Below are 25,893 nucleotides of genomic sequence, written 5' to 3' on the forward strand. Positions count from 1 at the left end.
TATGAGAATTGGACACGGTTATGATGTACATAAATTTGGCGGAGAAGGCCCAATTATTATTGGTGGTGTGAGAATTCCTTATGAACAAGGTCTACTAGCCCATTCAGATGGCGATGTTGTACTACATGCGGTGACAGATGCCATTTTAGGTGCTGTTGCGATGGGCGATATTGGTACATTATTTCCTGATACAGATCCGGCTTATAAAGGTGCGGATAGCCGAGTATTATTGCGCGAAGCCTTTTCAAGAGTGATGGCTAAAGGTTACCGTATTGGCAATCTTGATGTCACTATTATTGCTCAGGCACCTAAAATGCTACCTCATACTCCACAAATGCGTGTCAATATTGCTGAAGATCTCCATTGTCATGTCGATGATATCAATGTTAAAGCGACCACTACTGAGAAATTAGGTTTTGTAGGACGCAAAGAAGGTATCGCTTGTGAAGCGGTGGTGCTATTAATCAAAGAGTCTTTATCTTAATGAGTGATTTACCAGAACTTCATTGGCTACATGGCAAACCAACAGCGACAGGGCGATTAAAATCGACACCAGAAGATTTTAAGGTCAGCGAAGATCTCGGCTTTACCTTAGATGGTGAAGGCGAACACGTGATGGTTAGAGTCAGAAAAACAGGTTGTAATACGGCTTTTGTGGCTGAAAAGTTAGCTAAATTTGCCGGTATTCATCCTCGAGATGCTAGTTATGCTGGGCTTAAAGACAGAAATGCGGTTACGGAACAATGGTTTTGTTTGCGTATGCCGGGTAAAGAGATGCCCGACTTTAGTCAATTTACGTTAGAAGGTTGCGAAATATTAACAACCACCCGCCAGCAACGTAAGCTACGTATTGGTACATTAAAAGGGAACCATTTCACCTTAGTATTACGTGATATCTCCGATGTGACATCGGTGGAAACTCGTCTAGTAGAGATACAAAAACAAGGGGTTCCTAACTATTTTGGTGTGCAACGCTTTGGTCGTAATGGCGACAATTTACGCCAAGCATGGCGTTGGGCAACCAATGAAATTCGGGTAAAAGAGCGTAGCAAACGTAGCTTTTATCTCTCAGCAGCACGTAGTGCGATGTTTAATCATCTGGTGAGCCAACGACTTGAGCGTCATATTTATACTCAAGTGCTTTGTGGTGATGCGATGCAATTGCACGGTAAAAGAAGTTGGTTTGTGGCAGAAGAAGCGGAACTTGCCCAAACACAAACACGCTATGAAGAGCATGATATACATATTACCGCTCCATTGCCGGGTAAAGGTGACTTAGGTACACAAGCTCAAGCACTGATATTTGAAACCGACAACTTAGCTGGCTACGAAGCATTATGGTCATTAGCGCAACAAGAGCGAGTTGATACCACTCGCCGTGCGATTAATTTGCTACCAGAAAATATGTCATGGCATTGGCTAGATGATACTACGGTTTCTTTATCGTTCTTTTTGCCAGCAGGAAGTTTTGCCACTAGCGTTGTCCGTGAATTGATATTATTAGGGAATATTGATGCTGAAAATATTAGTGAGTAATGACGATGGTGTTATGGCAAAAGGGATACAGACACTCGCAAAAGCCTTACGCCAGCGTTATGATGTACAAATTGTCGCACCGGATCGCAATCGTAGTGCAGCATCCAATTCATTAACTATTGATAGACCGTTACGTAAACAGCGACATGAAAATGGTGATATTGCGATAGTTGAAGGTACACCCACGGATTGTGTCTATCTCGGTGTTAATCATCTCGTCAGACCGCGTCCAGATATTGTGGTGTCTGGCATTAATCATGGCCCTAATTTAGGGGATGATGTGCTTTACTCAGGTACTGTTGCTGCCGCTACAGAGGGCCGGTTCTTAGGTTTACCTGCGATTGCGGTATCACTTGATGGCGAAACGCATTTTGACACCGCAGCCCAAGTGACTTGTGATGTTTTAGCTATGCTACAACGAGTGCCTTTAAGAGCTGGGAATATTTTAAATATTAATGTGCCTGATATTCCGTTAGCGGAGATCAAAGGTTTTCGTATAACACGTTGTGGAAGTCGTCATGCTTCACAACATGTTTATACACAAACCGATCCGAAAGGAAATACCCTTTATTGGATCGGGCCTCCTGGCGAAAAAAATGATGTGGGGCCGGATACAGATTTTGCAGCGGTTGATGCAGGTTATGTTTCCATCACACCATTACATGTTGATTCAACAGCGTATAAAGCGCTTGAGTTATTAAAAGATTGGTTAAATAAAGCAGAGGTCGAAAAAACATGTTAAGTCGGTCAATGAAAGACTTACTGACAATGTTAAAACAACACGGCATCAATGATGAGCGTCTGTTGGAAGCTATGAGCAAAGTACCCCGAGAGCTATTTATTGATGAAGCGCTCTCCCATAAGGCTTATGAAAATACGGCTTTACCTATTGGTAATGGTCAAACTATTTCACAGCCTTATATTGTTGCTAAAATGACATCACTGCTTGAATTACAAGCAACAGATTCTGTGTTAGAGATTGGCACAGGCTCTGGTTATCAAACTGCAGTATTAGCAAACTTAGTGCATCATGTCAGTTCAGTTGAACGGATAAAAATATTGCAGTGGCAGGCAAAACGACGCTTTAAACACCTTGATTTACATAATATATCGACTCGTCATGGCGATGGTTGGGAAGGTTGGGTATCAAAAGGCCCCTTTAATGCTATTATTGTTACTGCCTGTGCAACAGAAGTACCGCAACGACTCTTGATGCAATTAGCTGATGGTGGCAGGATGATCATTCCTGTCGGTGAACAGCAGCAGATGCTTAAGTTTATTCGTCGTTTAGGTAATGATTTTCACTATCAATCTATCGAGGCTGTACGCTTTGTCCCCCTAATTGCGGGTGAGTTAGCATAACTTCCAGATAAATCTGACCATTTTTTATTACTGCTTTTTTGTAGCTTGTCGTAATCTGCACTAATAAATGAAATATTTTCAAAAAATTGCAGTCTCTTTGTGTTACTCAACAAATTGCTAGACGCTAATGCCTTTTAAAAGGGAGAAGGAAGTATGAATTCAGAAAGCCCAATTAAGCATGTCCGCTGGGCAATCATGTGTTCGGTAATCGGATTTGCATTAACAGGCTGTGCCGACACGCCTTATCGTCCTGCACCGATAACCTCTGTCAATGATAGTTCGTCAAATCGTACCGTTTCTACATCACCTGTTACAACTAACAGTAATGCAGGAGTGGCAACACCTATTGAAAGAGGTTCAACTCCGTTACAAACAACGCCTCCTCCTTCTATTAGAGTGAATAACACAACCGCGCAGCCTCAAAGCCAGCCTCGTACGCAAAATGTTACCCCCCAAAATGTTAATACGGATGGTAGCGGACGCATTGTGTATAACCGCAATTATGACAATATCCCTAAAGGGAATTACAGCGGTAACACTTATACGGTTAAACGTGGCGATACAATGTTTTATATTGCGTGGATCACGGATAGTGATGTAAAAGATTTGGCCTCGATGAACAATATTCCAGAGCCATATAGCTTAAACGTTGGACAAGTACTTAAGATTGGTAATCGTCAAGTTAATACCGGTACCAATACCAATGTAAATACTTCGGTAATTAATAAACCAAGTAGTGAAGGTGTTCAGACAGCACAAACTAAGCCGTCAAATAATAATAGCTCAATGGGACCGTTGATCACGAAACCAACAACAACGACACCGCCAAAGACAACGACTTCGACACCAACAACTTCGGCAACAACCAGTAATAACACAACGGCAACCTCTAAACCTGCAGCCGCAACAGGTAAATGGGTATGGCCAGCACAAGGTAAAATTATTGAGAGCTACTCAAATGCACCTGGTGGTAATAAAGGTATTGATATTAGTGGTACACGAGGTTCACCAATTGTGGCAACAGCCGCAGGTAAAGTGGTTTATGCAGGGAGCGCATTACGAGGTTATGGTAATTTAGTTATCATTAAACATAATGATGAATATCTCAGTGCTTATGCTCATAACGATACAATCTTGGTACGTGAACAGCAAAATGTAAATGCAGGACAGCAAATTGCGACCATGGGAAGTACTGGTACTAGTTCTGTTCGATTACACTTTGAGATCCGTTATAAAGAAAAATCACTTAACCCAATGAGCTATTTACCTAAAAGATAAATAAACGCTTAACGTTGTTAGTGAATAATCTGAAAATTAAGCCCTTTTGTTAATATTAACAAAAGGGCTTTTTTAGTTATTAAATTAATTAAAACCTTGAAAATAAATTTCTTTCACTAAGTAAGATTGCTTAGTTGTAACGTAAGCAAAATGAGATATTTCTGTCAAATTATAGATAAGATTAAATTAGACTGTTGATTATCGAACAATGAATGAGTATGCTAAAAAACGTTAGTTAAAAGTATGAATAAAAATCTAATGTATTCAAAGATAGTATATTGAATTAACTTATTGTTTTTATTATAGGTTTGTTTTTTGTCTTATCTTTAGAATAATATATATTATTGAATATTATTTTATTATTGCGGATTTTTGTTTATCTTTTTTTTGATGTACATTGTCACATATTGCTTGTTAAACAGTGAATATACGTATAGATAAATATACGTAAAATAATAATAATTGCTGTTAATAACTAATACTTATAGTTAATAAATATATTGAATAAACTATAAAGTAAATTAACAGTAAAACAGATTATGTTATTTTTTTATTTTGTAATTCGTTACAAGGGAAAATCAGTAAACCCGTTGTGTCGTGACACAGCGATAAACTGGTAAATCGATCTCATTAAGAGCGTCGTTTACCTAAATTATCAAGGGTAGGAGCAGCTGATGAGCCAAAGTACGCTAAGAGTAGACGAGTTATATACTGATGATATTGATGAGAACATGGAAGAGTTCGATGAAGCAGCCGCAACAAAAGAGGCTGAAAATGAATCTGACGCTCAAGATGAAATTGAACTCATTGAAGGAGTCAATCAGCGTGCGTTAGATGCAACTCAGCTCTATTTAGGAGAAATTGGCTATTCTCCATTGTTGAGTGCTGAAGAAGAAGTATTCTTTGCTCGTAGAGCGTTACGAGGTGATATCCCGTCAAGACAACGGATGATAGAGAGTAATCTACGTTTAGTTGTTAAAATATCTCGCCGTTATACGAACCGAGGGTTAGCTCTTCTTGACTTAATTGAAGAAGGTAATTTAGGCCTTATTCGTGCTGTTGAAAAGTTTGATCCTGAAAAAGGGTTTCGTTTTTCAACCTATGCCACATGGTGGATACGTCAAACTATTGAACGTGCCATTATGAACCAAACCCGCACTATTCGCCTCCCCATTCATATCGTTAAAGAACTCAATGTCTATTTAAGAACCGCAAGAGAATTAGCACATAAGCTCGATCATGAGCCCAGTGTTGAAGAAATTGCGCAAACGCTGGATAAACCCGTCGATGATGTCAGCAAAATGCTACGTTTAAATGAACGTATTTCTTCTGTTGATACACCGATTGGTGGGGATTCAGATAAAGCCTTACTAGATATTATTTCAGACGAAAATGAAGAAGGGCCAGAAGCAACCATTCAAAATAATAACCTCAAGGAAAATATCGTAAAATGGTTATTTGAATTAAATCCAAAACAGCGCGAAGTATTAGCGCGTCGCTTTGGATTGCTGGGGTACGAGGCTGAAACATTAGAAGATGTTGGTCGAGAAATTGGTTTGACAAGAGAGCGGGTTCGTCAGATCCAAGTTGAGGGATTACGTCGTTTAAAAGATATTCTGCAAGGGCAAGGATTATGCATAGAGGCACTTTTTAAGATGAACTAGTTGCTTTAGATGCTCAATGCGTTATCAAGCCGATTAGTTAAATTAACTAATCGGCTTTTCTTTTGTTATTTGTTTAGCTCTTTTAAGTGATAGAGCAATTCCAACGCTTGTTTTGGTGTTAATGAATCCGGATCAATTTTATTTAATGCTAATTCAACTTCAGAAGGCTCAATATCTGCTAATAGCATCAGTTGTGACGTTTCTACATGGCTTGCCCCTGAATGACCAGATAGGGTTTCCAGCTCTTTTAATTTCTGCTTTGCACGGCGGATCACCTCTTTAGGCACACCGGCTAATGCCGCAACCGCTAAACCATAACTTTTACTGGCAGCACCTTCTTGAACACTGTGCATAAAGGCAATAGTCTCACCATGCTCTACCGCATCTAAGTGAATATTGGCAGTGCCTTCTAGTTTTTCTGGCAGCGTCGTTAATTCAAAATAGTGTGTGGCAAAGAGTGTCATCGCTTTAATGCGATTCGCTAAATTTTCGGCACAAGCCCAAGCGAGAGAAAGCCCATCATAAGTAGAAGTGCCTCGGCCAATTTCATCCATTAACACTAAACTGTTTTCAGTGGCATTATGAAGGATATTTGCGGTTTCTGTCATTTCCACCATAAATGTTGAACGACCCGAAGCCAGATCGTCAGAGGCACCCACGCGGGTAAAAATACGATCAATTGGGCCTATTACCGCTTTTTCTGCGGGCACAAAACTACCAATATAAGCCAGTAGCGTAATTAATGCCGCTTGACGCATATAGGTACTTTTACCGCCCATATTAGGGCCGGTAATAATGAGTAGACGACGTTGAGGCGCGAGTTGTAGAGGATTTGAGATAAATGGCTCACTCAGTACTTGTTCTACAACAGGGTGACGTCCACCAGTGATTTGAATACCTGTTTTTTCTGTTAATTCAGGGCGTGTATAATTGAGTGATTCTGCACGCTCAGCGAGATTAGCCAGAACATCGGTTTCAGCTAACGCTTCGGCACTGGTTTGTAAGGCGGTTAGATGAGGTAATAGTTTTTCGAAAAGCTCTTCATAGAGCATTTTTTCAATCGCTAATGCTTTACCTTTAGAGGTTAATACCTTGTCTTCATACTCTTTTAGTTCAGGAATAATATAGCGTTCAGCATTTTTCAGTGTTTGACGACGCACATAGTGCATTGGAACTAAATTGCTTTGGCCACGACTGACTTGTATGTAGTAACCATGAACCCCATTAAAGCCAACCTTTAAGGTATCAATACCCCATTTTTCACGTTCACGAACTTCAAGCTTTTCAAGATAGTCACTCGCACCGTCAGCCAGTGCTCGCCATTCATCTAATTCTGCATTATAACCAGGGGCTATCACCCCCCCATCGCGTACTAATACGGGTGGTGTTTCAACAATGGCATTTTCCAGTAATTCACGCAACTCATCAAACTGGCTGATACGCTGCTGTAATTCTTTAATATAGGGCATATCCGCCTGATCAAGCACTTGGTGGATATCTTGATATTGTTGAAAGGCATGGCGCATACGTGATAAGTCACGAGGACGAGCGGATCGCAATGCTAAACGAGCAAGTACCCGCTCTAAATCCCCCACCTGACGTAAAAAAGGCTGTAACTCAAAATAGAGGGGTTGTAAGGCGCTAATCGCATCTTGGCGTTTAATTAATTGTTCACGCTGGCGTAAAGGGGTGTGTATCCAACGTTTGAGCATACGGCTTCCCATTGGGGTCACGCACAGATCAAGTACAGATGCCAATGTGTTATCACAACCGCCAGCAAGATTTTGGGTTAATTCTAAATTACGGCGAGTGGCTGCATCTAAGATAATGGTATCTTGCGGACGCTCCATGGTAATGCTACGAATATGAGGCAACGCAGTGCGTTGCGTATCTTTAACATATTGTAATAAGCAACCTGCAGCACAAAGTGCAAGTCGGGCATTTTCAACACCAAATCCAGTTAAATCACGGGTTCCAAACTGTAAATTAAGTTGTTGTTTGGCGGTTTCACACTCAAACTCCCAAATTGGACGTCGGCGTAAACCTTGCTGACGCTCAATTAATGCCATTGACTCAAAGGTTTCTGGATAGAGTAGTTCTGCTGGGTGAGTGCGTTGCAGCTCGGCAGCCATACTTTCGCTATCCGGCATTTCAGTGACCCGAAAACGTCCAGAGGTGATATCTAAAGTGGCATAACCAAAAGCGCCATTTTTATCTTGCCAGATAGCGGCTAATAGATTGTCTTGGCGCTCTTCAAGTAGCGCTTCGTCCGTAACGGTGCCCGGTGTGACAATACGGATCACTTTACGCTCAACAGGGCCTTTGCTGGTGGCCGGATCACCAATTTGTTCACAGATGGCAACGGATTCCCCCAATTGCACTAATTTAGCCAGATAATTTTCAACCGCATGATGAGGAACGCCAGCCATAGGAATAGGTTGACCTGCCGACTGACCTCGTTTTGTTAATGAAATATCTAATAAGCGTGAGGCTTTTTTAGCATCATCAAAAAACAGTTCATAAAAGTCACCCATACGATAAAACAGTAAGATTTCTGGGTGCTCTGCCTTAAGCTTAAGATACTGCTGCATCATGGGGGTGTGGGATTCGAAATTTTGGCTGTCAGTCATGGTGTCGTCTTTCTTAACGTATTGAAGTTTATCTCGTTTGTGAGTGTTGGTTGTTAAACTCTATCTGGTTTTATTTCACAAACATAATACGGCATCATACCATAAGGTTTCAGTGTGTTGCTTTAATCATCTAAATATCTTTGCCAATAAAAGTATGAGTGATGGCTTATTTTTATGATGTTCTGTGAAAGTGTAGCGTTATGTGTATTTAGACTACACAAATCCACCATTCGGCTATATTCGGGATGAGTTTGGATTGGTGCTTCCAGAAAACAATAAAGGGCACGGATGCCCTTGTTTTAAAATTTAATCAGGATAGTTGTACTTAAAAGCTACATTTCAACGCCAAGTAACTTAGCTTCTTCTTGTAGTTTTTCTTTGCTAATACTCTTTAATACTTTTACTGAGTCATTCATGCATTGAGAGTTAATATCTTGGCATTGAGAGAAATCACCTGTTTCTTTACCTAATACTTTAGCAAGTAATACTATTTGCTTTATTTCATTAGGTACTTCATTGTTTCCCTTAATAAATTTATTAACAAACTTCATTTGCTCGTTTGTTATTTTTGATGCGACAGCAGGTACCGGTTTGCAATCTTTTAGCCCTGGAGAGCCTATAATTACGCTGTCACCAACACAGGCAAGTGTTATTTTTTGATTCTTATCTAAATCAGCAGCCATATCTCTGTATGGTTTTGCTAGATGAAGTCTTACAGTAGAGAACATTTCTCCTGTGTTTAAGCTAACAACAGGTATATCGCCAATACTTGAGTCTATGGATTTAATAATGCCTGTAATAATAATGTTCTTACCTTTATAGGTTTTATCTCCTCTTGCCTCATTGCTAGCATAAGTCTGTTGCATCTCTCTAGCTGTAACACGAATATAATCTGTAGTTATTTGTGAATCATTACCATTCAGTGAATTCATCACATCATTGTTAATGATTAACTCAGCCATCTTGTATTCTTTGTCTGTCATTGCTATTTTTTGTTCAGAAGATTTTACTGCTTCTGGTTTTTTATCAGAACCATCTTTATCCTTGCCGGCAAATATGCCAATAATGATTAGCACAACAAGAATAATCAACACCCATTTTAAAACTTTCTTCATTTCAATACCCTTTGATGGTTAAACAAAACTTTACAATTCTATTTAACCATCATAAAAGGGGATCGCAAGAAAAAACACAAAATATTAGTTTAATTGGGATTTATAGCACGCCGGTTATTCATATATGCTCGTTTTATAGTCATGTCAGTTCCACTGATAGGTAGATTAACTGGCTTCATAGGAGTGTTTGTTGTTATGTCTTATTTTACGGTGATATTTAATTGTCATCGATTCCATTCAGCTCATGCTGGTAAAACACCGTATGAAGTTTTAAAAGAATAAGCTTGATCTTTAAGATTAAACATTAGCCAAGGTTCTGATTGACACACTAAGTTAAGCGACTTTTCAGATTTGCAGTTATCCTGTTGTCCTAATTTAGAAAAACAACTGGCTAATTTTTAACTAGAAAAATAATCTATATTGCATATAAAACAACGATAATAAAATGCACTATCGCCCGTTTGAAGTGAGACTACCATGAAAAAGAACGAATTAATTCAAGCAACAAGACCAACTCGTACTCAACTTATTCGTTCGGTAGCAACCTCTACGGCGATTGAAACAGGGCAGGAGTTCCGTCGCCTTGAAGAAGAAATGAAAGCAAAGCGTGAGAAGTTTGGGCATTTGAAACTTGCTACTTAGTTATCTTAGGCTCATATTTGTGCAGGATATCTATTTCGCTAGATACGCTTTCTTTTATTGAGTATTGAGCAAGTTACTTCGCTATTCCCCTGCAGAGGAAAACATAAAGCCACTTTTACTAATATTCATCGTGCGTAAGTAATAAGCATAAAGGTATTTCTCTATTCTAGAGTTATAGCAATCTATATACGTACAAGCTTGTAAAACTAAAGGGTGATCGTCTTAGCTCTACTTAGATGCAATAATGGGTACGCTCTTCCTTGATTATCCAACTCCGAACGTCCAGATATTTGAAAGCCCATATGCTGATAAAAACCGACGGCTTGCTGATTTTGTTCATTGACATCAACGCTTAAATTAGGATGAAGAGTTAATGCGTGTGATATTAACTGTTTTCCTATCCCTAACCCGCGTGCTGATGCATCGATAAAAAGCGCCTCTAGATGACCGTCATGTAAAAACATAAAGCCGAGTGGGCGATCTTCTTGATTAGTAGCAACCCATACCGGTGTTTCGGAAAAAAAACCGATAACTTCTTTTTCAATCTCTTGGCGATCGTCAGCTGTCAGAAAGTTATGTGTAGCATCGACTGAATTTTTCCAGATTTGTATGATTTCAGGTGCTTCTGAGGGGCGTGATATTCTGATTTTTAACATTTTTTACCTTTAGATAGACCTATTATATTAAAATAAACTTATACTAATGATATTAATGTCATTTTTTCTGATAAAAAAGTTATTTTTAAGTGTTCGAACTAACCTAGAGGATATTTATTTTTTATAAAATATTATCATATGGTTATAAATTAAAATATAAAGCCATCAGCCGGTATCGTTCTTACCTTAAACAATCCCTTTTTTAATAAGTCGGATAAATATGTGATCTATTACTAACTTTACTGTGCTAAGTTTGACGATATAAATATCCCATGTTAACGTCCTAGTAAACGTAGGGATTGTAATAGTACCTGGCTTACTACACAAAACCCATTTGTAGATGAAAAGTATTTTTTGTCTACAAATGGGTTTTTGCGTTTTTAAGCCTTAATAAAAGAAAATTTTTGAGCATGCCAGATGAACATGAAAATTAAAAAAATATTAAATAACAGTGTTGTGATCTCTCTGGATGAAGCAGAAAAAGAAATTATCGTCATGGGAAAAGGGATTGCCTACGCCAAAAAAGTAGGTGATGAGATAACATCTGAACAAATAACCAAAAAATTTATCTTAAGTCCTAAAAATTGTCCGCAGAGAGTGCTCGATCTTTTATCGAATATTACGTTAGATTACGTAGAAATTGCGGACAATATTATTCAGTATGCAAAAGAAAAAATGACCTTAGATACACAAGATAGTATCTATATTGCATTGATTGACCATATTCAAGCCAGCATTGAACGGTATAAAGAAGGAACTTTTATAAGAAATAAAATATTGTGGGAGATAAAAAATTTTTATAGTGAAGAGTTTGATATTGGTCTTTATGGCTTAAAATTAATTAATGATAGATTTAACATTTCAATGCCAGAAGATGAAGCAGGATTTATTGCATTACATATCGCCAGTATTAGAACAAATGATAATATTCAGCAAACCTACAAAGTGACCCACTTTATCCAAAGCATTACTAATATAGTCAAATATTATTTAAATATAGAGTACGATATAGGATCGTTAAATTATCGTCGTTTTGTGACACACCTTCGCTATTTCTCCATCCGATTATTTTCACAACCTGAAAATGATCACGAACCTTTAGAAAATGAGTTACTCGATATAATAAAAGACAAGTACCATCAACCCTATATGTGCTGTTTGAAAATAAGTAAATTTATTAAAGATAAATATAATTGTACCTTAGATGACAATGAAATTTTATATCTAATAATCCATATTGCAAAAATTGCAGAGGATAATAAAAAGATGAATAAATAAAAAATATGCCGTAATAATAAATCATTTAAATTTAGTTGGTTAGGCGATAACCAACTCTATCCATATATCTTTAATTTATTTTTACAGAATAAATAAAAGGCAATGCTATGAATTATAAAGAATTTGCAAAACAAATTCTCGCTATTGTTGGTGGCGAGGATAATATAAAGTCATTAGTACACTGCTCCACTCGATTACGTTTTACATTACATAATGAAGATAAAATTGATCCTTCAAAAGCCAAAGCAAATAGTAAAATATTATCTGATGTGATGAAGGGAGGACAATATCAACTGGTTATCGGTAATGATGTTGATAAAGTATTTAATGAACTAACAAAAATGATAAAAACAAATAATACTCCTCATGATAATAATAAAGACCAGAAGAAACAGTCTATCGTAAATAAAATATTATCAGCAATTACTGGCTCTATCGCTCCGGTTATCCCTCTGTTAGCGGGTGCCGGTATGGGGAAAGTGTTACTTATTGTATTAACGATGCTTGGTTGGTTGGATAAAAGTGACCAAACCTATTATATCCTTAACTTTATCTTTAATACGGCCTTCTATTTTATGCCGGTATTTATTGGTTTCTCGGCGGCGAAAATATTTAATTGTAACCAATATTTAGCTGCTATGGTCTGTTTAGCGATGGTTAGCCCTGAATGGACAAGCTTAGTTAAAGCCGGTGAGCCTGTCGAATTTATGCATATTCCTGTCGCTTTGGTTAAATATTCATCTCAACTGATCCCTGCTTTAATTACTGTTTGGATGATGTCTTATATAGAACGCTTTATTGTTCGTATTGTGCCAGAAATGGTTAAAGTATTTATGGTGCCTTTATTGGTGATTTTAGTTTCGACACCTATTGCGTTGATTGCGGTCGGTCCTGTCACTTCATGGTTCGCTCAATTAATTGCTGATGGGGTGATTTTAATCCAAGAGCACACCGGTTTTATTGCTATTCCATTATTAGTGGCTATTTATCCATGGTTAGTATCTATTGGTATGCATAAAGCACTTAGTCCTGTCAGTATTATGTTAGTGGAGCAAAAAGGTTTTGACCCGATTATTCGTGTTATGGCGCTATGCTCCAACATGTCTCAGGCTGCTGCTTCTTTAGCTGTTTCTGTGCGTACTAAAAACAAAACCTTAAAACAATTAGCTTTTTCTGCCAGTATTACCGCCTTTTTTGGTGGTATAACTGAACCCGCTATGTATGGGGTGAACCTCAAACTGAAAAAACCAATGTACGCTTGTATGATTGGTGGTGCTATTGCAGGATTATTTGCTGGTATTGTTAAGTTAAAAGCGTTTGTCTATGTCACTCCGGGCTTATTAAGTTTACCAATGTGGATATCTGATACAGATAACCAAGTGGTAAATGCAATAATCACCTTATTGATTGCCAGTGTAGCCACTTTTATTGCAACGCTTATTATTGGTTTTGATGATCCTACTGACGACCCAATCCGTGACGAAGAAGAAAATAATAAACAAGCTGCATCAACCAACAAAAAACCACAAATAGCGAATAGTAAATTACCTGTTGGGTTAATTTCACCTCTGCAAGGTAAAACGGTTGCACTTTCAGAGGTTAATGATGAAACATTTGCCTCTGGCATTATGGGACCTGGCATGGCAATTATCCCCACAACAGGAAAAGTGATTGCACCTGCAGATGGCGTTGTTGATATTACCTTTTCTTCTGGTCATGCGATTGGCTTAACACTGGTTAACAATATTGAAATGCTGATCCATGTGGGGATTGATACCGTTAACTTAGCGGGACAGCACTTCACATGCTGTGTCGTTAAAGGTCAGAAGGTGACAAAAGGTGATACGCTAATTGAATTTGATTTAGATGCGATAATAGCCGCAGGCTATGATCCAACAACGATGATCATCATTACTAATGATGATCATAAGCTAGACGTTGTTCAGACCGATAAAAAACATGTCGACCAAAATACAGTTTTACTAACCGTGGGTTAAAACAATATGAATAACAAGCTTATGGTAACTAACGATTATTGCGCGACTATTTTTAATGGAAGAATTAACAGAGGTACTTCTTCATGATCTATGCTGATTTACATGTTCACACAAACCATAGTGATGGTGTTTGTGAAATAAAAGATGTCCTTGAAAATGCATTTAGAAACGGCATTAAGACTATTGCGATCACCGATCACGATACTACCAATCATTATGACGAAATTTACCGAGAAGGGGAGCGTCTTGGATTAAATATCGTCAAAGGTGTTGAAATGAGTTGTTATGACTTTGACGTTTATAAAAAAGTCCATGTAGTGGGACTTTGGCTTAACGAAAAAACGCCCAACGTTGACAAGCTGTGTGATAACACTCTCAACTGTCGTGATCAGTTTCACCGAGAATTAATATTATCTCTCAATCAACAAGGCTACGATATTTGTTATGAAGATGCGAAAAAGTTCTCAAAATATAATATCGTTTTTAAAATGAATATATTCCAAGCATTGAGAGAAAAATATCCAGAGGAAATGACCAAAGAGCGTTATAAACAACTTTTTGGCTCTAAAACAAAAATAGAAACAGACTTAAAAATGGGGTATATCCCTGTTGATGAAGGAATTGCTGCTATCTTACAAGACGGTGGTATTCCTATACTTGCTCACCCATGTGTCTATGACAACTATGATGAAATAGAAAAATATGTCCAGTTTGGATTGAAAGGATTAGAAATAAGTCATTCTAGAATGAAACCTATCGACTATGAACTGACCCAAAACTATGCTAATAAATTTGGTTTGCTAAAAAGTGGCGGTAGTGACTTCCATGATCCTGCGTTACTTAAATTTGGCGATTTTGGCCTAAATCAAACACAATTTGAGACCTTAAAAAAGGACGCAAATAAATAAGTAATGATCTGACTTGATATAATGAAACGATTAAACGCCCAGATGGTTTATTGGGCGTTATCTTTAAGCCCCCACATTGTCTTTTTTCACATTATCCAACCCATTTTACATCTTCTTTTTCTGCTTGGTCGTCTGATTTTTAATCGACATTGTCAGTAAACCCTGTTACTAATCTTATTTTTGAGATAGACACCAGCTATTTTTATATCTGAATTAGTATGATTTTAAAAAAATTGATTTGCGAATTTGAGCAAAACCGATTTTTCTCATCATAATTTTTACCCACTTTGATGGGGATATCTAATCAATATAGCCGTGTTATTTTAAGCAAAATGAACGTTGTAATTATTAAAAAAACATCAATTACTTAATTTTATCTTATTGAGATGCTCTTTTTTTGATTGTAAATATATCGCAAAAATTAAAGCAAACTAAATTAATTTAACTTAAGTGAAAATAATTAACACGTGTTGCGTGTAAAATTGCATTTATTAACGAATTTAGACTAAGTAATTTTACTATTGAATTTATTCATTTTTTTCTACATACATGAAACAAAAAATAGATAAATATTTAACAAACAATAGTTGTAAACTATCGTATTTTGATTATCTATCGTTTTAAACATGTTTACATAAATTGATAAGCAAACTATTGTCTCTGCAAATCAGATGTAAATCGTATTTTAAATTTTTCTATTTAAATTTATTAATGAGAATAAAGTAAGTGGTAATTTACATATACGAAGGTGGCTTTTCATGAATATCGATAAGAATAGAGGATCTGATTCTTTATTATTAAGGAAGAATATTGGAAATTTTATTAGAGAATCTCGTATACGTAAATCTCTAACAGGAGCCCAATTAGGCGAATTACTTGATGTGAGTCAGCAACAAATATCAAGATATGAAAATGGAATAACAAGTATCAATATTGAAACATTAGATATGATATTAAAATTATTGGATGCTGACTGGTCTGAGTTTTATCGAAAAGTTCTTGTCGTAGATATTATAAAACATAAATTAAAAAATAGTGATTCGTTTCCATTCTATTTGCGTGTTTAGATGATTTATATCATCTGTACAAATACAGTTTAAATTTTATATAAAAATTTAAATAGTCATAAGTTTTTAAAAGTAATGGAAGTAACAATATCATCTCTGGATGGGATGAGGATAATGTGTGTAACTATATATCATAGTTAATTTTTTAACGCTTTAATTCCTACGTTAAATATAAAGGTAAAAATATGAAATTGAATAAATTAGCGATGTTCGCTATTGCATCAATGGCTTTTTCTGCGACTGTTGCTCAAGCAGCTTCAGGTGATGGTACTATTACTTTCACTGGTAAAGTTATTGATGCACCTTGTGGTATTGCTACCGAAAGTGCTAACCAAGCTATCGATTTTGGTCAAATCAGCAAAAGCCTATTAGAGAAAGATGGTATTTCTCAAGTTAAACAAATCCCAATTAAATTAGTTAATTGTGATTTAACTAAAGCCGGTTCTGATACTGGTGCTGCTGGTTCTTATAAAGGCGTAAAAGTAACCTTTAATGGAAATACTATTACTGGTGCAACAGAAGAATTAGCAACAACTGGTAATACAGGGACTGCTATTGTTATTTCAGGAACGACAACTGGTTCAATGGTTAAATTCAATGAAGCAGGTGAATTACAAGCACTGGGTAATAATGATAATACGCTGATGTATACAGCTTGGGCTAAGAAAGCAACAAACGGAACAATTGCTGAAGGTGAGTTTAACGCTACAACAAACTTCACATTAGCCTATGAATAAAACATATTAAATTTAACGAGGGCAGTTAATCTGCTCTCGATTATTTAAGGCCAAAATCTATGTTTAAAAAAATCATAATATTATTATTTTTCACTAAAATCTTTTCAACATATGCAAGCGGAGCTGTATTGGATAAATATATCCCATCAGATAAAGTTTGGTGGCAAGGAACAGCAAAGTTTTTAGGAAAAGTAATTTCGCCTGCTTGCACATTAGATATGGATAGTAAATACCAATTGGTTGATCTAGGTACTATACCTGTTAATAAAATGAACAATAATGATGATTTGTTAGCGAGTAAAAAAATAAAAATAAAATTATCTGATTGCCAATTTATTAATAAGACTAAAAATATCGATAAAGTGAAAGGCGTTACTTTAACATTTTATTCAGATGTTAGTGGATCTAAAGCTGATTTATTTTCATTTAATAACAGTGATGAAGTCTATTTTAAAATAATAGATGAATATGGATATAGCGCTAATTCTGGAGAGTCATTACCATTAATATATGTTGATGGGGATAATACATATCTATATTACAAAATAGACGTTGTAAAAAAGTTGGATGTAATTACTCCTGGTGATTATTATGCAAGCGTTTTATTCAAAATAAATTATGAATGATTAGCTGCTTTCAACTTCTCATTAAAACTTTAAGACTTAAATAATTAAGGTTATTAGCCAATATGAACAGAGAGAATATGAGTGGAAGATCTACAAGCATTTTGGCAACTATATTATTTATAATTTATTCTCAAAATGTATATTCTGTAGAGTTTAACTTAGATGTTGTTGACTCTAAATCTAAAGATAATATTAACTTTGCTAGGTTTAGTGAAGCCGGTTATATTTTACCGGGTAAATATCAGCTTAACTTAGTACTTAATGGACAAGGGATCGGTTCATCAACATATGCTGTTAACGTATTAGAAAGAGAAAACAAATCTCAAGATGAAAATAAAAAACTGTTATCTCAAGCCTGTTTAACAGGTGATATTATTTCATCTTTAGGATTAAAGGAAAAAATAGAAAATAATCTACCAACATGGAATGATGGAAAATGTATTGACTTATTAAGCCTAGATGGTGTTGAAGTTACAACAAAATTAAATGAAGGTATATTATCAATTAAAATACCTCAAATATGGCTTGAGTATACAAGTGCTACTTGGTTACCACCATCTCGCTGGGATGATGGGATCTCAGGTTTGATCCTTGATTATAATATTAACACCAATGTTAATATCCCTCATGAAGGAAGCAATACGCAAAGTATTTATTACAATGGTACTGTTGGTTATAACTTCGGTAGCTGGCGTATTCGTTCTGATTATCAAGGGAATTATAATCGAACCTCTGGTGATGCGGAAAACAATAAAGATTTATTAAATTTTACTCGAGTTTATGGATATCGCGCGATCCGCAGTTTAAAGTCTAACCTAACCATCGGTGAAAACTTTATAAACTCCAATATATTTAATTCCTGGCGTTATACGGGGATTAGTTTAGAAAGTGATGATCGGATGCTCTCTCCTCAACTAAGGGGATATGCACCACAAGTTACAGGGATCGCTGAAACTAACGCAAGGGTAGTGGTTAAGCATCAAGGACGTATTCTTTACGATTCAACAGTACCCGCAGGTCCATTTGCCATTCAAGATTTAGACAGTTCGGTGCGTGGTAAATTGGATGTTGAGATTATTGAGCAAAATGGAAAGACGAATAAATTTCAAATTGATACAGCCTATGTTCCTTATTTAACAAGACCGGGACAAGTTCGTTATAAGGTTGTTGCAGGACGCTCTAGAGATAAATTACATAATACAGAAGGACCTATATTTGGTACGACTGAAGCTGCTTTTGGTTTAAGTAATGCTTGGACTATGTATGGTGGTACCATTTTCGCCGGTGATTATAATAGTGTAGCACTTGGGGTTGGGCGTGATATGTTCGCTTTCGGTGCGGTATCTGCCGATATTACACAATCTTATGCACGATTACCTGATCGTGGCACTATGCAAGGTAAGTCATGGCGAGTCAGTTACTCTAAACGTTTTGATAATTTGGATGCGGATGTAACCTTCGCTGGATACCGATTTAATGAACGTAATTATATGACGATGCAAAATTATTTAGATGCACGTTATCGTGATGATTTTACTGGAAAAGAGAAAGAACTCTATACAGTAACCTTTAATAAAGGTCTTTCTGAATATAACACATCAATTGGGGTGCAATATAATCATCAGACATATTGGGATCAAAGTAATTCCGATTATTATTCTATTAACTTAAATAAATATATGGATGTTTTTGCAGTTAAAAATATTTCATTAAATTTATCTGCATCGAGATCTAAATACTATGGCAAAGATAATGATGTCTTCTTTGCAAGAGTCAGTATTCCATTAGAGAATAATAGAGGATTTATAAATTATGATGGCTCAAGAAATTCGGGGAACTATACGCATAATATAGGGTACTTTAATACCACTGAAGATAACTTAGCTAATTATAATTTAAATGTTTCAACGACATATGGCGATGATATGGATAGTAGTTCAAGCTTCTCTGGCTATTATGGACGCTATACTTCAATCGCTAATATTAATGCGAATGCCACTATCTCAAATAAAAATACCTCATCATTTGGTTTTTCTGCTAATGGGGGCTTAACGATTACCGCTAAAGGAGCTGCACTTCACCCAGATGGATTTAATGGTGGTACTCGCTTATTAGTTGATACTGAAGGTGTTGCAGGAGTACCAGTTGATGGTGGCCGTGTAACAACCAATAATTGGGGTTATGGTGTTGTTACCGATATTAATAGTTATTATCGCAATGAAACAACGATCGATTTAACTAAATTACCTAATAATATAGAAGCGACACAGGCGATTGTAGAATCTTCATTAACTGAAGGTGCCATTGGGTATAGAAAATTTGAAGTGTTAAAAGGTGAGAAGGCCTTTGCAATAATTAGGTTAGCTGATAACTCTTATCCACCATTTGGTTCAATAATTAGTAATGCTAAAGGACGAGAGCTAGGAATAATTAGTGATGATGGTTTTGCTTGGCTAACAGGTATTAACCCAAATGAAGAAATTAGAGTATCTTGGGGAGCTGAACAACAATGTGTCGCTAAACTTCCAAATAAAATAGAACCGAGTAATAAGATATTATTATTGTGTGAAAAATAAATATCGGTAATTAATAAACGACAAAGGTCTTGAAATGAAAAAAATATCATTTTTATTATTAGGATTAATGGTTACATCAAACTCCTATGCAGCAATTTCTTTAGATAGAACAAGAGCTATATACGAAGGTGGGTCAAATGCATTAGTTATTAATATTACTAATGATAATAAACAATTACCTTATTTAGCCCAAACATGGATTGAAAATGATAAGAATGAAAAAATTGAGCTAGGGCCATTAATTGCCACACCATTAGTTCAGCGATTAGAGCCTGGTGATAAAGCGTTAATTAAAGTATCTGCGACACCAGATATTGAAAAGTTACCTAACGATAGAGAAACATTATTTTATTTTAATGTTAGAGAAGTTCCACCTAAAGCTGAAGACAATAATGTATTACAAATTGCCTTGCATACAAAAATAAAATTGTTTTATAGACCTAAACAAATATTGAGAGAGCCAAATGCTATTTGGCAAGATCAATTAGTTTTAAATAAGCTATCTGACGGTTATGAAATAGAGAATCCAACACCTTATTACGTCACTGTATTCGGTATTGGTGGGTCAAAGAAAGAAGCGGTTGATTCTGAGTTTAATGCAGTCATGATTGCCCCTAAATCGTCACAAAGGGTTAATAGTAAAGTGTACTCAACGCCATACTTATCTTATATAAATGATTATGGTGGAAGACCGACAATTAAATTTCAATGTCAAGCTAATCGTTGTGTAGCAGAGAAAAAATAAAAACTGATTTTGGAGATAGAAAGGTGAAGAATAGAAAATTTATCTTTATGTTGATGCTTTACATTAATGGCCTTTTTATTTCTCAAATTGGCTTTGCAGAACCTGTTGCTCGTGATAAATCATTCTTTAATATTAATAGAGCAAAAATTGATTTTTATAATCAAAATGAAAAAAATCAACATGGTTTTATATATATAAAAGGCTCATTTTTAAATGCTCCTTGTGAGCTTATTTCGAATGAAATTAGTTTAAAAGAGCTATACATAAAAGATATTGATGTCGTTATTGGTGGTTGTAATATTTATAGTGATTTTAAAAACAGCTCAAATAGTAAACCTATGTTTACTAGTGTGTTAAGTTTCACAAATAAAATCAACGATAACGTAGAAAATATTGATATAAGAATGAATAGATTAAAGCATTATAAAGATAATGTTATTTTGAATTACCTCTTTTCAGATGAAATAAAGAGAAATATTCTTGACCGGAAGTTAAATATATTAACTCTTAAATTGCAGTATAATTAATTTAAGGTAGATCATATGGTTATTTATTTTTATAGAGAATGGGTAAAAATATTATTTTTTATGCTTATTTTTTTACCTGTTGCAAATGCGGCTACAACAATGAATTTTGATGGTACTTTGATTGATACGCCATGTAGGATTGATCAGCCAAGTTTAAATCAAAATGTGGTTTTTTTAAATAGCACACCAAGGGATTATTGGAAATATCCTGCGGTTAGACCTGCAGAAAAATTTACCATTAAACTGATCCAATGTGATGCAAAATCGTTATGGAAATCAGTGAAAATTAAATTTAATGGGCAGCCAGAGCCAGAGATGGGGGCTGAACAACAAAAGTACCTTACACTTTCTTCTGGCGTTAATAAAAGTAAGTTAGCCATTGGATTAATTGATATAGATGGAAACCAACGTATTACTTTAGGTGAAAACCATAACGGTGGAAATGGAACTCAACTTAACGATGGCACGATGTTGCTGACCTTTAATGCATTTGTTGAAGCGACACCAAAAGCAATACAGGAAAAAAGTGTTGTACCTGGAGTTTATAATGCCACGGTAGAATTTGAGGTTTCTTATGAATAAAAGTAAATATTTTATACTGCCTATTTTTTTATATTTACTATCAGGAACTGCACGGGCAGTTGATATAAATATAGCTATTACAGGCGCTATTTATGTTCCACCTTGTGTTGTTAATAATAATATCCCTATACAGTTTTCTTTTAATCAAATAATGACTTATAAAGTCGATGGTCAAACAAGCGCTATCACAAAAAATATTCCTATTACATGTACTTATTTTAAGGGCTCACCTTACGTCAAAGTATCTGGCATTCAGTTAGCTGGAGCGCCTGATAATGTGCTTAAAGTTTCCGCAGATAGCGTGAATTCAAATCGATTTGGCCTTGCCTTATATCAAGGAGAGAGTGTTGATGAGAATAATCCTTTGCGTTTGAATGGTTCAGCCCCTCGAGGTTATGCCATTACAAAAGGTTTTTCTAATACAGGGCAAGACAGGAGCCAATTTACTATTACTGCTGTTCCTTTTAAAACAGGTACTGCTGATTTATCTCCTGGAAATTTTACGGCCTCCGCATCATTAAGCATTGTTTATAACTAAACCTAAAACAGAGTCAATGATGAGTATCAGAGACTGAGGTTTATGTAATCCTAAAAAGTAGGACGGTTTAAATGAATAAGACATTAATAGGAATAGCTTTATTTTCTTTAGCCACACCATATGCGGTAGGCTGGCAACAAAATTTTTTGCATGTACCATCAAATGGTAGTACTGCATCAGCAACAGCCCCTTCGCTTAATGTGACAGATGCTAACGCCAGTGGTGTGATTAAGGTGACTATACCTCAAGTTAAATCGTGGCGGGTTATCGCTTCGTACTGTAGTGGTTCAGGCTCAATGGCAGAAGAAGGCAATTACCGCTATTGGATTAGATTGCCACAAACAAATACTTGGCAAAAACATTCATCAGGATTGAGTTATTATTTGTCCAATCTCTCTTGGACAATAGCAGGTACCAATAATAACAATAATCAGGTTTATGTAGGGCCAAATTATTATGCTAAGCAGTCACCGAGTGGTTGTCATAGTGTTGGAACCGTTTGGGGGTTAGGCTCTGCAGTGCTGCCGTTAGATCGTTCTATGTCATTAACTGTGGCAGTGTCCAGAGCGACGGCTTACCCAGGATCATATAATTTAAATATTCCTTTTGCATGGGCTTATGAAGAAAATAAAGGGTCTGGTGGCAACAGTACGGGTTATCTTCAATTTGGTAATGCAATGAAGCCTTATATGAATAGTTATATTAATATTCCTGTGAGTATCACAAGTAAATGTAATATTAAAAACCAAGTTATTAACTTATCTCATGGAAATATGACCCCAGAAGAATCTATTAACAATGTGACTCCACCTTATAACTATCAACTAACGTGTGATTATGATGCATCAGTATCCGTTTCATTAATAGGAAGTGCACCTGTTTCTGGAAAAACGGAAAACTATACAAAATGTGGTAATGGTGGCTCTTGTGAGTTGAAATATAACGATACCGAATATAAAGGTAAATTTAAACTTAACGCAGGTGCTGCAAAAACATTTTCTATCACATCAACCTTTCATCCTAATGATATAAGAAACCCTGTTGAAGGTAGTTTTCAAGGAAGTGCTATTTTGCGGGTATTGGTTGACTGATCAGGCGATTAATATTGTAAGTAAATGCCGTCATCATATTGAATAGCAATAGCTCTTTCTTGTTCTTACCAAATATAGAGCAGTGTATGAGCTATTGCTATTAACTTTTTGTTTGTACTGATAATCAACTTTTATTCTATATCATCTAAAAACGCCGGAGATGGGACAAAGAATAATGTGCCCGTGACGGGAGTACTGAATTTCAGTAGTTTATCGGTATGTCCTTCAGGTGTTCCTGCAAACATATTTTCTAACATACGGTTTGTTGTTGAGAAATAGCGAGCATAACCAATAAAATAGGTACCATATTCATTTTTGGAGGGATTTGAAAACGGCATATTTGCTCGTACGATTTTTAAATCATCACCGTTTTCATCTTGAATATTGGTGACGACATTGTGTGAGCCTGGATCTTTTTCTTCATCAGTTAGTTCAACATCATTGAATTTATGCCTACCGATCACTTTTTCTTGCTCGATGAGAGATTGGTTTTCCCAAGCCGCCATATCATGAATGTATTTTTGTACAAATGCATAACTTCCACCGGTAAACAGTGGATCTTCATCACCAATAACCGCATAAGCGACACGCTCATCTTCAAACTCAGGATTTTCTGTTCCATCCACAAAGCCAATAATCGAGCGACCATCAAAATAGCGGAAACCATGTACTTCATCTTCTGAGGTGGCAATAGAGTTTAATTTTTGGCTAATAATTGAGGCTAATTCATAACAAGCAGATACCTTTAATGCCCGTATGTGAAAAAACAGATCGCCAGGTGTCGATACTGCGGTATACACATCGCCGTTGATTTGCTTAAAGGTATTTAATTCTCGCGGTTTAGCTTGATTAGGGAATAGTTTAGACCATGCATCAGCACCAAATCCCATCACACAACTTACGTCTAATTCAGGGAAACGGGTTCTCATACTACGAAGAAGACCTGATAGATTATTACAAAAGTCGATAAGAGTAGGGCGAGTTTCTGATGAGTTAATAAGATTAAAGACTAGAAAATAAGCGTTCTCACAGGGGGTTTTTGTTACATCTTGATATTTCATAGTGCTTCCTAATCGATACGTGGCGGAAAATTTTGCTTAATGCGATATAAGTAAAAACTAAATTTAGTTTTACACCAAAGTATTTCCTTTTACAAAGCATGGTTTTTGATTTTTATCATTAAAAATGAATAGTAAATATTTTTTTGGTTGGAAAACAATCGAACTGTGATTTTTGTGATAAATAATGCTTTTTATATAAATTTGAAAAAATTCTTAGCTTTTCTTTAGAGTAAATCACTAACTTATACAGGTATTTAGAATATAGTATTGATGTTTTTTAGCCATAGTGTTGATTAAATAAGCATTTAGAGCTTATATACAGCTAGAATTTATTTTATTTTAATCAGAAAACTCACTTTTATTGAACATTAATATACGATTAACACTATATGAGTTATAAAAGAAAACAAAAAAAAATTTTATTTAAAAAAGAAAAATTTTATTTTTATTTTTGTTTTTATTTTTGTTTCAAATTATTAAAAATAAGATTTATTAAAAGTAAAAAATATTGTTTAACTTATACTGTGTTTTATTAGTTAATAACACTATTTAATATTAAAATGTTATCAATATTATGCTGTAATAACCGAAACTTGTTTATTTCAAATAATAAATAGATAATACTCGCGTATTGAGTTAATTAATCTTATTTCTATTATCTCAATGTATTTAAAATAATTATTTGGAGAAATAAATGAGAAAAAGCTTTATTGCAATGTTGATTGCTACAACGTCTATTTTTGTCGCGAATAATGCATTAGCTGCAGATGGAACAATCGATTTTACAGGAGAAATTATCGATAACGCATGTGAATTAGCAGCTGGATCTGATGCTCTAAAAGTTAATTTAGGTAAGGTATCTAAAACAGCATTACCTAGTGCCGGAGTTACTGCTGCGGCAACTAAATTTACGATTAAATTAATTAATTGCCCTGCAACAGTAAGTACTGCATCTGTTAAATTTGATGCAGAGTCTTATTCTGGAGACGATACTGTTATTGCGCTAAAACAAGAGTCGGGAGTGGCAACAGGTGTCGGTATTCAAATTACGGATGATGCAAATACCGTTGTCCCTTTATTTACCGCATCTAAAACCTATCCATTAAAAGAAGGTGTTGAAAATAATTTAGACTTTAGAGCTCGTTATATTGCTAAAACAGATTCTGTCACTGCGGGTTTAGCAAATGCGAATGCAACATTTACTATTAATTATAATTAAAAATAACTAGGTAAGTCATAAGGTTTAAAGGGATTTAAACCTTATTATACAATCATTT

24 protein-coding genes are annotated in these 25,893 nt (G+C 35.7%); 20 read left to right on the forward strand and 4 right to left on the reverse strand.

Annotation, left to right across the window (positions count from 1 at the left end):
- Window position 1: 1 nt before the first annotated feature.
- The 6 genes from ispF (at window position 2) to rpoS (ending at window position 5,840) form a co-directional block, all read left to right on the forward strand.
- Window positions 2-484 (forward strand): 2-C-methyl-D-erythritol 2,4-cyclodiphosphate synthase, encoded by a 483-nt coding sequence (gene ispF, locus AACV01_RS07845; protein ID WP_004248690.1) that lies wholly within the window; start codon window positions 2-4, stop codon window positions 482-484.
- Complete coding sequence (gene truD, locus AACV01_RS07850; RefSeq protein ID WP_020946154.1) at window positions 484-1,536, forward strand: tRNA pseudouridine(13) synthase TruD; 1,053 nt, start codon at window positions 484-486, stop codon at window positions 1,534-1,536. Before ispF ends, truD begins: the two co-directional genes overlap by 1 nt.
- A complete protein-coding gene (gene surE, locus AACV01_RS07855) occupies window positions 1,514-2,278 on the forward strand; it encodes a 5'/3'-nucleotidase SurE (RefSeq protein WP_004244347.1) in 765 nt (254 codons plus the stop codon). Before truD ends, surE begins: the two co-directional genes overlap by 23 nt.
- Window positions 2,272-2,898, forward strand: coding sequence for a protein-L-isoaspartate(D-aspartate) O-methyltransferase (locus tag AACV01_RS07860; RefSeq protein WP_004244345.1), 627 nt, complete (start codon window positions 2,272-2,274; stop codon window positions 2,896-2,898). The genes surE and AACV01_RS07860 overlap by 7 nt, the downstream gene beginning before the upstream one ends.
- A 153-nt stretch (window positions 2,899-3,051) precedes the next feature.
- On the forward strand, window positions 3,052-4,176 hold the full coding sequence (nlpD, locus tag AACV01_RS07865; RefSeq protein ID WP_004244344.1) for a murein hydrolase activator NlpD: 1,125 nt from the start codon (window positions 3,052-3,054) through the stop codon (window positions 4,174-4,176).
- A gap of 674 nt (window positions 4,177-4,850) precedes the next feature.
- Window positions 4,851-5,840 carry an RNA polymerase sigma factor RpoS gene (rpoS, locus tag AACV01_RS07870; protein ID WP_004244343.1) on the forward strand — a complete coding sequence of 330 codons (990 nt, stop codon included), beginning with the start codon at window positions 4,851-4,853 and terminating at the stop codon, window positions 5,838-5,840.
- A gap of 65 nt (window positions 5,841-5,905) precedes the next feature.
- On the opposite strand, the gene mutS is transcribed toward rpoS, so the two are convergent.
- Both mutS and AACV01_RS07880 read right to left on the reverse strand, forming a co-directional pair.
- Window positions 5,906-8,470, reverse strand: coding sequence for a DNA mismatch repair protein MutS (gene mutS, locus AACV01_RS07875; RefSeq protein WP_017627877.1), 2,565 nt, complete (start codon window positions 8,468-8,470; stop codon window positions 5,906-5,908).
- Between the two features lie 332 nt (window positions 8,471-8,802).
- Window positions 8,803-9,585: an OB-fold protein gene (locus AACV01_RS07880; protein ID WP_017827511.1), complete on the reverse strand. Its 783-nt coding sequence runs from the start codon at window positions 9,583-9,585 to the stop codon at window positions 8,803-8,805.
- Between the two features lie 477 nt (window positions 9,586-10,062).
- Here AACV01_RS07880 and AACV01_RS07885 point away from each other — a divergent pair, with 477 nt between their 5' ends.
- Window positions 10,063-10,227, forward strand: a complete 165-nt coding sequence (locus AACV01_RS07885; protein WP_172767792.1) for a hypothetical protein — start codon at window positions 10,063-10,065, stop codon at window positions 10,225-10,227.
- Between the two features lie 206 nt (window positions 10,228-10,433).
- Here the strand turns inward: AACV01_RS07885 and AACV01_RS07890 are convergent, their stop codons facing one another.
- Complete coding sequence (locus AACV01_RS07890) at window positions 10,434-10,883, reverse strand: acetyltransferase (RefSeq protein WP_161682670.1); 450 nt, start codon at window positions 10,881-10,883, stop codon at window positions 10,434-10,436.
- A 417-nt stretch (window positions 10,884-11,300) separates the two neighbouring features.
- Between AACV01_RS07890 and licT the strand changes: the two genes are divergently transcribed.
- The 12 genes from licT (at window position 11,301) to AACV01_RS07950 (ending at window position 23,555) form a co-directional block, all read left to right on the forward strand.
- On the forward strand, window positions 11,301-12,161 hold the full coding sequence (gene licT / locus AACV01_RS07895) for a BglG family transcription antiterminator LicT (RefSeq protein ID WP_004244338.1): 861 nt from the start codon (window positions 11,301-11,303) through the stop codon (window positions 12,159-12,161).
- A 107-nt stretch (window positions 12,162-12,268) separates the two neighbouring features.
- Window positions 12,269-14,158, forward strand: coding sequence for a beta-glucoside-specific PTS transporter subunit IIABC (locus AACV01_RS07900; protein WP_036918933.1), 1,890 nt, complete (start codon window positions 12,269-12,271; stop codon window positions 14,156-14,158).
- Between the two features lie 83 nt (window positions 14,159-14,241).
- The gene (locus AACV01_RS07905; RefSeq protein WP_004244334.1) at window positions 14,242-15,066 is read left to right on the forward strand and encodes a PHP domain-containing protein; all 825 of its coding nucleotides are present in this window, start codon (window positions 14,242-14,244) and stop codon (window positions 15,064-15,066) included.
- Between the two features lie 758 nt (window positions 15,067-15,824).
- Window positions 15,825-16,133: a helix-turn-helix domain-containing protein gene (locus AACV01_RS07910; RefSeq protein ID WP_004244333.1), complete on the forward strand. Its 309-nt coding sequence runs from the start codon at window positions 15,825-15,827 to the stop codon at window positions 16,131-16,133.
- A gap of 185 nt (window positions 16,134-16,318) precedes the next feature.
- A complete protein-coding gene (locus AACV01_RS07915) occupies window positions 16,319-16,870 on the forward strand; it encodes a fimbrial protein (RefSeq protein ID WP_004244332.1) in 552 nt (183 codons plus the stop codon).
- Between the two features lie 59 nt (window positions 16,871-16,929).
- Entirely contained in the window at window positions 16,930-17,496 is a 567-nt protein-coding gene (locus tag AACV01_RS07920) for a fimbrial protein (RefSeq protein ID WP_004248677.1), read from the forward strand.
- Window positions 17,497-17,573: 77 nt separating this feature from the next.
- Window positions 17,574-20,072 (forward strand): fimbria/pilus outer membrane usher protein, encoded by a 2,499-nt coding sequence (locus tag AACV01_RS07925; protein ID WP_161682672.1) that lies wholly within the window; start codon window positions 17,574-17,576, stop codon window positions 20,070-20,072.
- Between the two features lie 34 nt (window positions 20,073-20,106).
- A complete protein-coding gene (locus AACV01_RS07930; protein WP_004244325.1) occupies window positions 20,107-20,817 on the forward strand; it encodes a fimbrial biogenesis chaperone in 711 nt (236 codons plus the stop codon).
- Window positions 20,818-20,840: 23 nt separating this feature from the next.
- Window positions 20,841-21,344 (forward strand): fimbrial protein, encoded by a 504-nt coding sequence (locus tag AACV01_RS07935; protein ID WP_172767791.1) that lies wholly within the window; start codon window positions 20,841-20,843, stop codon window positions 21,342-21,344.
- A gap of 15 nt (window positions 21,345-21,359) precedes the next feature.
- Window positions 21,360-21,926: a fimbrial protein gene (locus AACV01_RS07940; RefSeq protein ID WP_004244323.1), complete on the forward strand. Its 567-nt coding sequence runs from the start codon at window positions 21,360-21,362 to the stop codon at window positions 21,924-21,926.
- Window positions 21,919-22,464 (forward strand): fimbrial protein, encoded by a 546-nt coding sequence (locus tag AACV01_RS07945; protein ID WP_004244322.1) that lies wholly within the window; start codon window positions 21,919-21,921, stop codon window positions 22,462-22,464. The genes AACV01_RS07940 and AACV01_RS07945 overlap by 8 nt, the downstream gene beginning before the upstream one ends.
- A 71-nt stretch (window positions 22,465-22,535) precedes the next feature.
- Window positions 22,536-23,555 carry a hypothetical protein gene (locus AACV01_RS07950; RefSeq protein WP_046334412.1) on the forward strand — a complete coding sequence of 340 codons (1,020 nt, stop codon included), beginning with the start codon at window positions 22,536-22,538 and terminating at the stop codon, window positions 23,553-23,555.
- 131 nt (window positions 23,556-23,686) lie between these two features.
- On the opposite strand, the gene AACV01_RS07955 is transcribed toward AACV01_RS07950, so the two are convergent.
- Window positions 23,687-24,616, reverse strand: coding sequence for a Dyp-type peroxidase (locus AACV01_RS07955; RefSeq protein WP_020946142.1), 930 nt, complete (start codon window positions 24,614-24,616; stop codon window positions 23,687-23,689).
- 694 nt (window positions 24,617-25,310) lie between these two features.
- Between AACV01_RS07955 and AACV01_RS07960 the strand changes: the two genes are divergently transcribed.
- Window positions 25,311-25,835 carry a fimbrial protein gene (locus AACV01_RS07960; protein ID WP_004244318.1) on the forward strand — a complete coding sequence of 175 codons (525 nt, stop codon included), beginning with the start codon at window positions 25,311-25,313 and terminating at the stop codon, window positions 25,833-25,835.
- The last annotated feature ends 58 nt before the right edge of the window (window positions 25,836-25,893 follow it).

The organism is Proteus sp. G2609 (assembly GCF_963896135.1).
Classification (GTDB): Bacteria; Pseudomonadota; Gammaproteobacteria; order Enterobacterales; family Enterobacteriaceae; genus Proteus; species Proteus mirabilis.

What these genes read in the sequence shown, in the direction of transcription:
- AACV01_RS07890 (WP_161682670.1), bottom strand. Translation starts at nt 10,883, where the DNA reads ATGTTAAAAATCAGAATATCACGCCCCTCAGAAGCACCTGAAATCATA.
- AACV01_RS07915 (WP_004244332.1), top strand. Translation starts at nt 16,319, where the DNA reads ATGAAATTGAATAAATTAGCGATGTTCGCTATTGCATCAATGGCTTTT.
- AACV01_RS07950 (WP_046334412.1), top strand. Translation starts at nt 22,536, where the DNA reads ATGAATAAGACATTAATAGGAATAGCTTTATTTTCTTTAGCCACACCA.
- surE (WP_004244347.1), top strand. Translation starts at nt 1,514, where the DNA reads ATGCTGAAAATATTAGTGAGTAATGACGATGGTGTTATGGCAAAAGGG.
- AACV01_RS07940 (WP_004244323.1), top strand. Translation starts at nt 21,360, where the DNA reads ATGGTTATTTATTTTTATAGAGAATGGGTAAAAATATTATTTTTTATG.
- AACV01_RS07920 (WP_004248677.1), top strand. Translation starts at nt 16,930, where the DNA reads ATGTTTAAAAAAATCATAATATTATTATTTTTCACTAAAATCTTTTCA.
- AACV01_RS07900 (WP_036918933.1), top strand. Translation starts at nt 12,269, where the DNA reads ATGAATTATAAAGAATTTGCAAAACAAATTCTCGCTATTGTTGGTGGC.
- licT (WP_004244338.1), top strand. Translation starts at nt 11,301, where the DNA reads ATGAACATGAAAATTAAAAAAATATTAAATAACAGTGTTGTGATCTCT.
- AACV01_RS07925 (WP_161682672.1), top strand. Translation starts at nt 17,574, where the DNA reads ATGAGTGGAAGATCTACAAGCATTTTGGCAACTATATTATTTATAATT.
- ispF (WP_004248690.1), top strand. Translation starts at nt 2, where the DNA reads ATGAGAATTGGACACGGTTATGATGTACATAAATTTGGCGGAGAAGGC.
- rpoS (WP_004244343.1), top strand. Translation starts at nt 4,851, where the DNA reads ATGAGCCAAAGTACGCTAAGAGTAGACGAGTTATATACTGATGATATT.
- nlpD (WP_004244344.1), top strand. Translation starts at nt 3,052, where the DNA reads ATGAATTCAGAAAGCCCAATTAAGCATGTCCGCTGGGCAATCATGTGT.
- AACV01_RS07960 (WP_004244318.1), top strand. Translation starts at nt 25,311, where the DNA reads ATGAGAAAAAGCTTTATTGCAATGTTGATTGCTACAACGTCTATTTTT.
- AACV01_RS07880 (WP_017827511.1), bottom strand. Translation starts at nt 9,585, where the DNA reads ATGAAGAAAGTTTTAAAATGGGTGTTGATTATTCTTGTTGTGCTAATC.
- AACV01_RS07905 (WP_004244334.1), top strand. Translation starts at nt 14,242, where the DNA reads ATGATCTATGCTGATTTACATGTTCACACAAACCATAGTGATGGTGTT.
- mutS (WP_017627877.1), bottom strand. Translation starts at nt 8,470, where the DNA reads ATGACTGACAGCCAAAATTTCGAATCCCACACCCCCATGATGCAGCAG.
- truD (WP_020946154.1), top strand. Translation starts at nt 484, where the DNA reads ATGAGTGATTTACCAGAACTTCATTGGCTACATGGCAAACCAACAGCG.
- AACV01_RS07910 (WP_004244333.1), top strand. Translation starts at nt 15,825, where the DNA reads ATGAATATCGATAAGAATAGAGGATCTGATTCTTTATTATTAAGGAAG.
- AACV01_RS07955 (WP_020946142.1), bottom strand. Translation starts at nt 24,616, where the DNA reads ATGAAATATCAAGATGTAACAAAAACCCCCTGTGAGAACGCTTATTTT.
- AACV01_RS07945 (WP_004244322.1), top strand. Translation starts at nt 21,919, where the DNA reads ATGAATAAAAGTAAATATTTTATACTGCCTATTTTTTTATATTTACTA.
- AACV01_RS07885 (WP_172767792.1), top strand. Translation starts at nt 10,063, where the DNA reads ATGAAAAAGAACGAATTAATTCAAGCAACAAGACCAACTCGTACTCAA.
- AACV01_RS07860 (WP_004244345.1), top strand. Translation starts at nt 2,272, where the DNA reads ATGTTAAGTCGGTCAATGAAAGACTTACTGACAATGTTAAAACAACAC.
- AACV01_RS07930 (WP_004244325.1), top strand. Translation starts at nt 20,107, where the DNA reads ATGAAAAAAATATCATTTTTATTATTAGGATTAATGGTTACATCAAAC.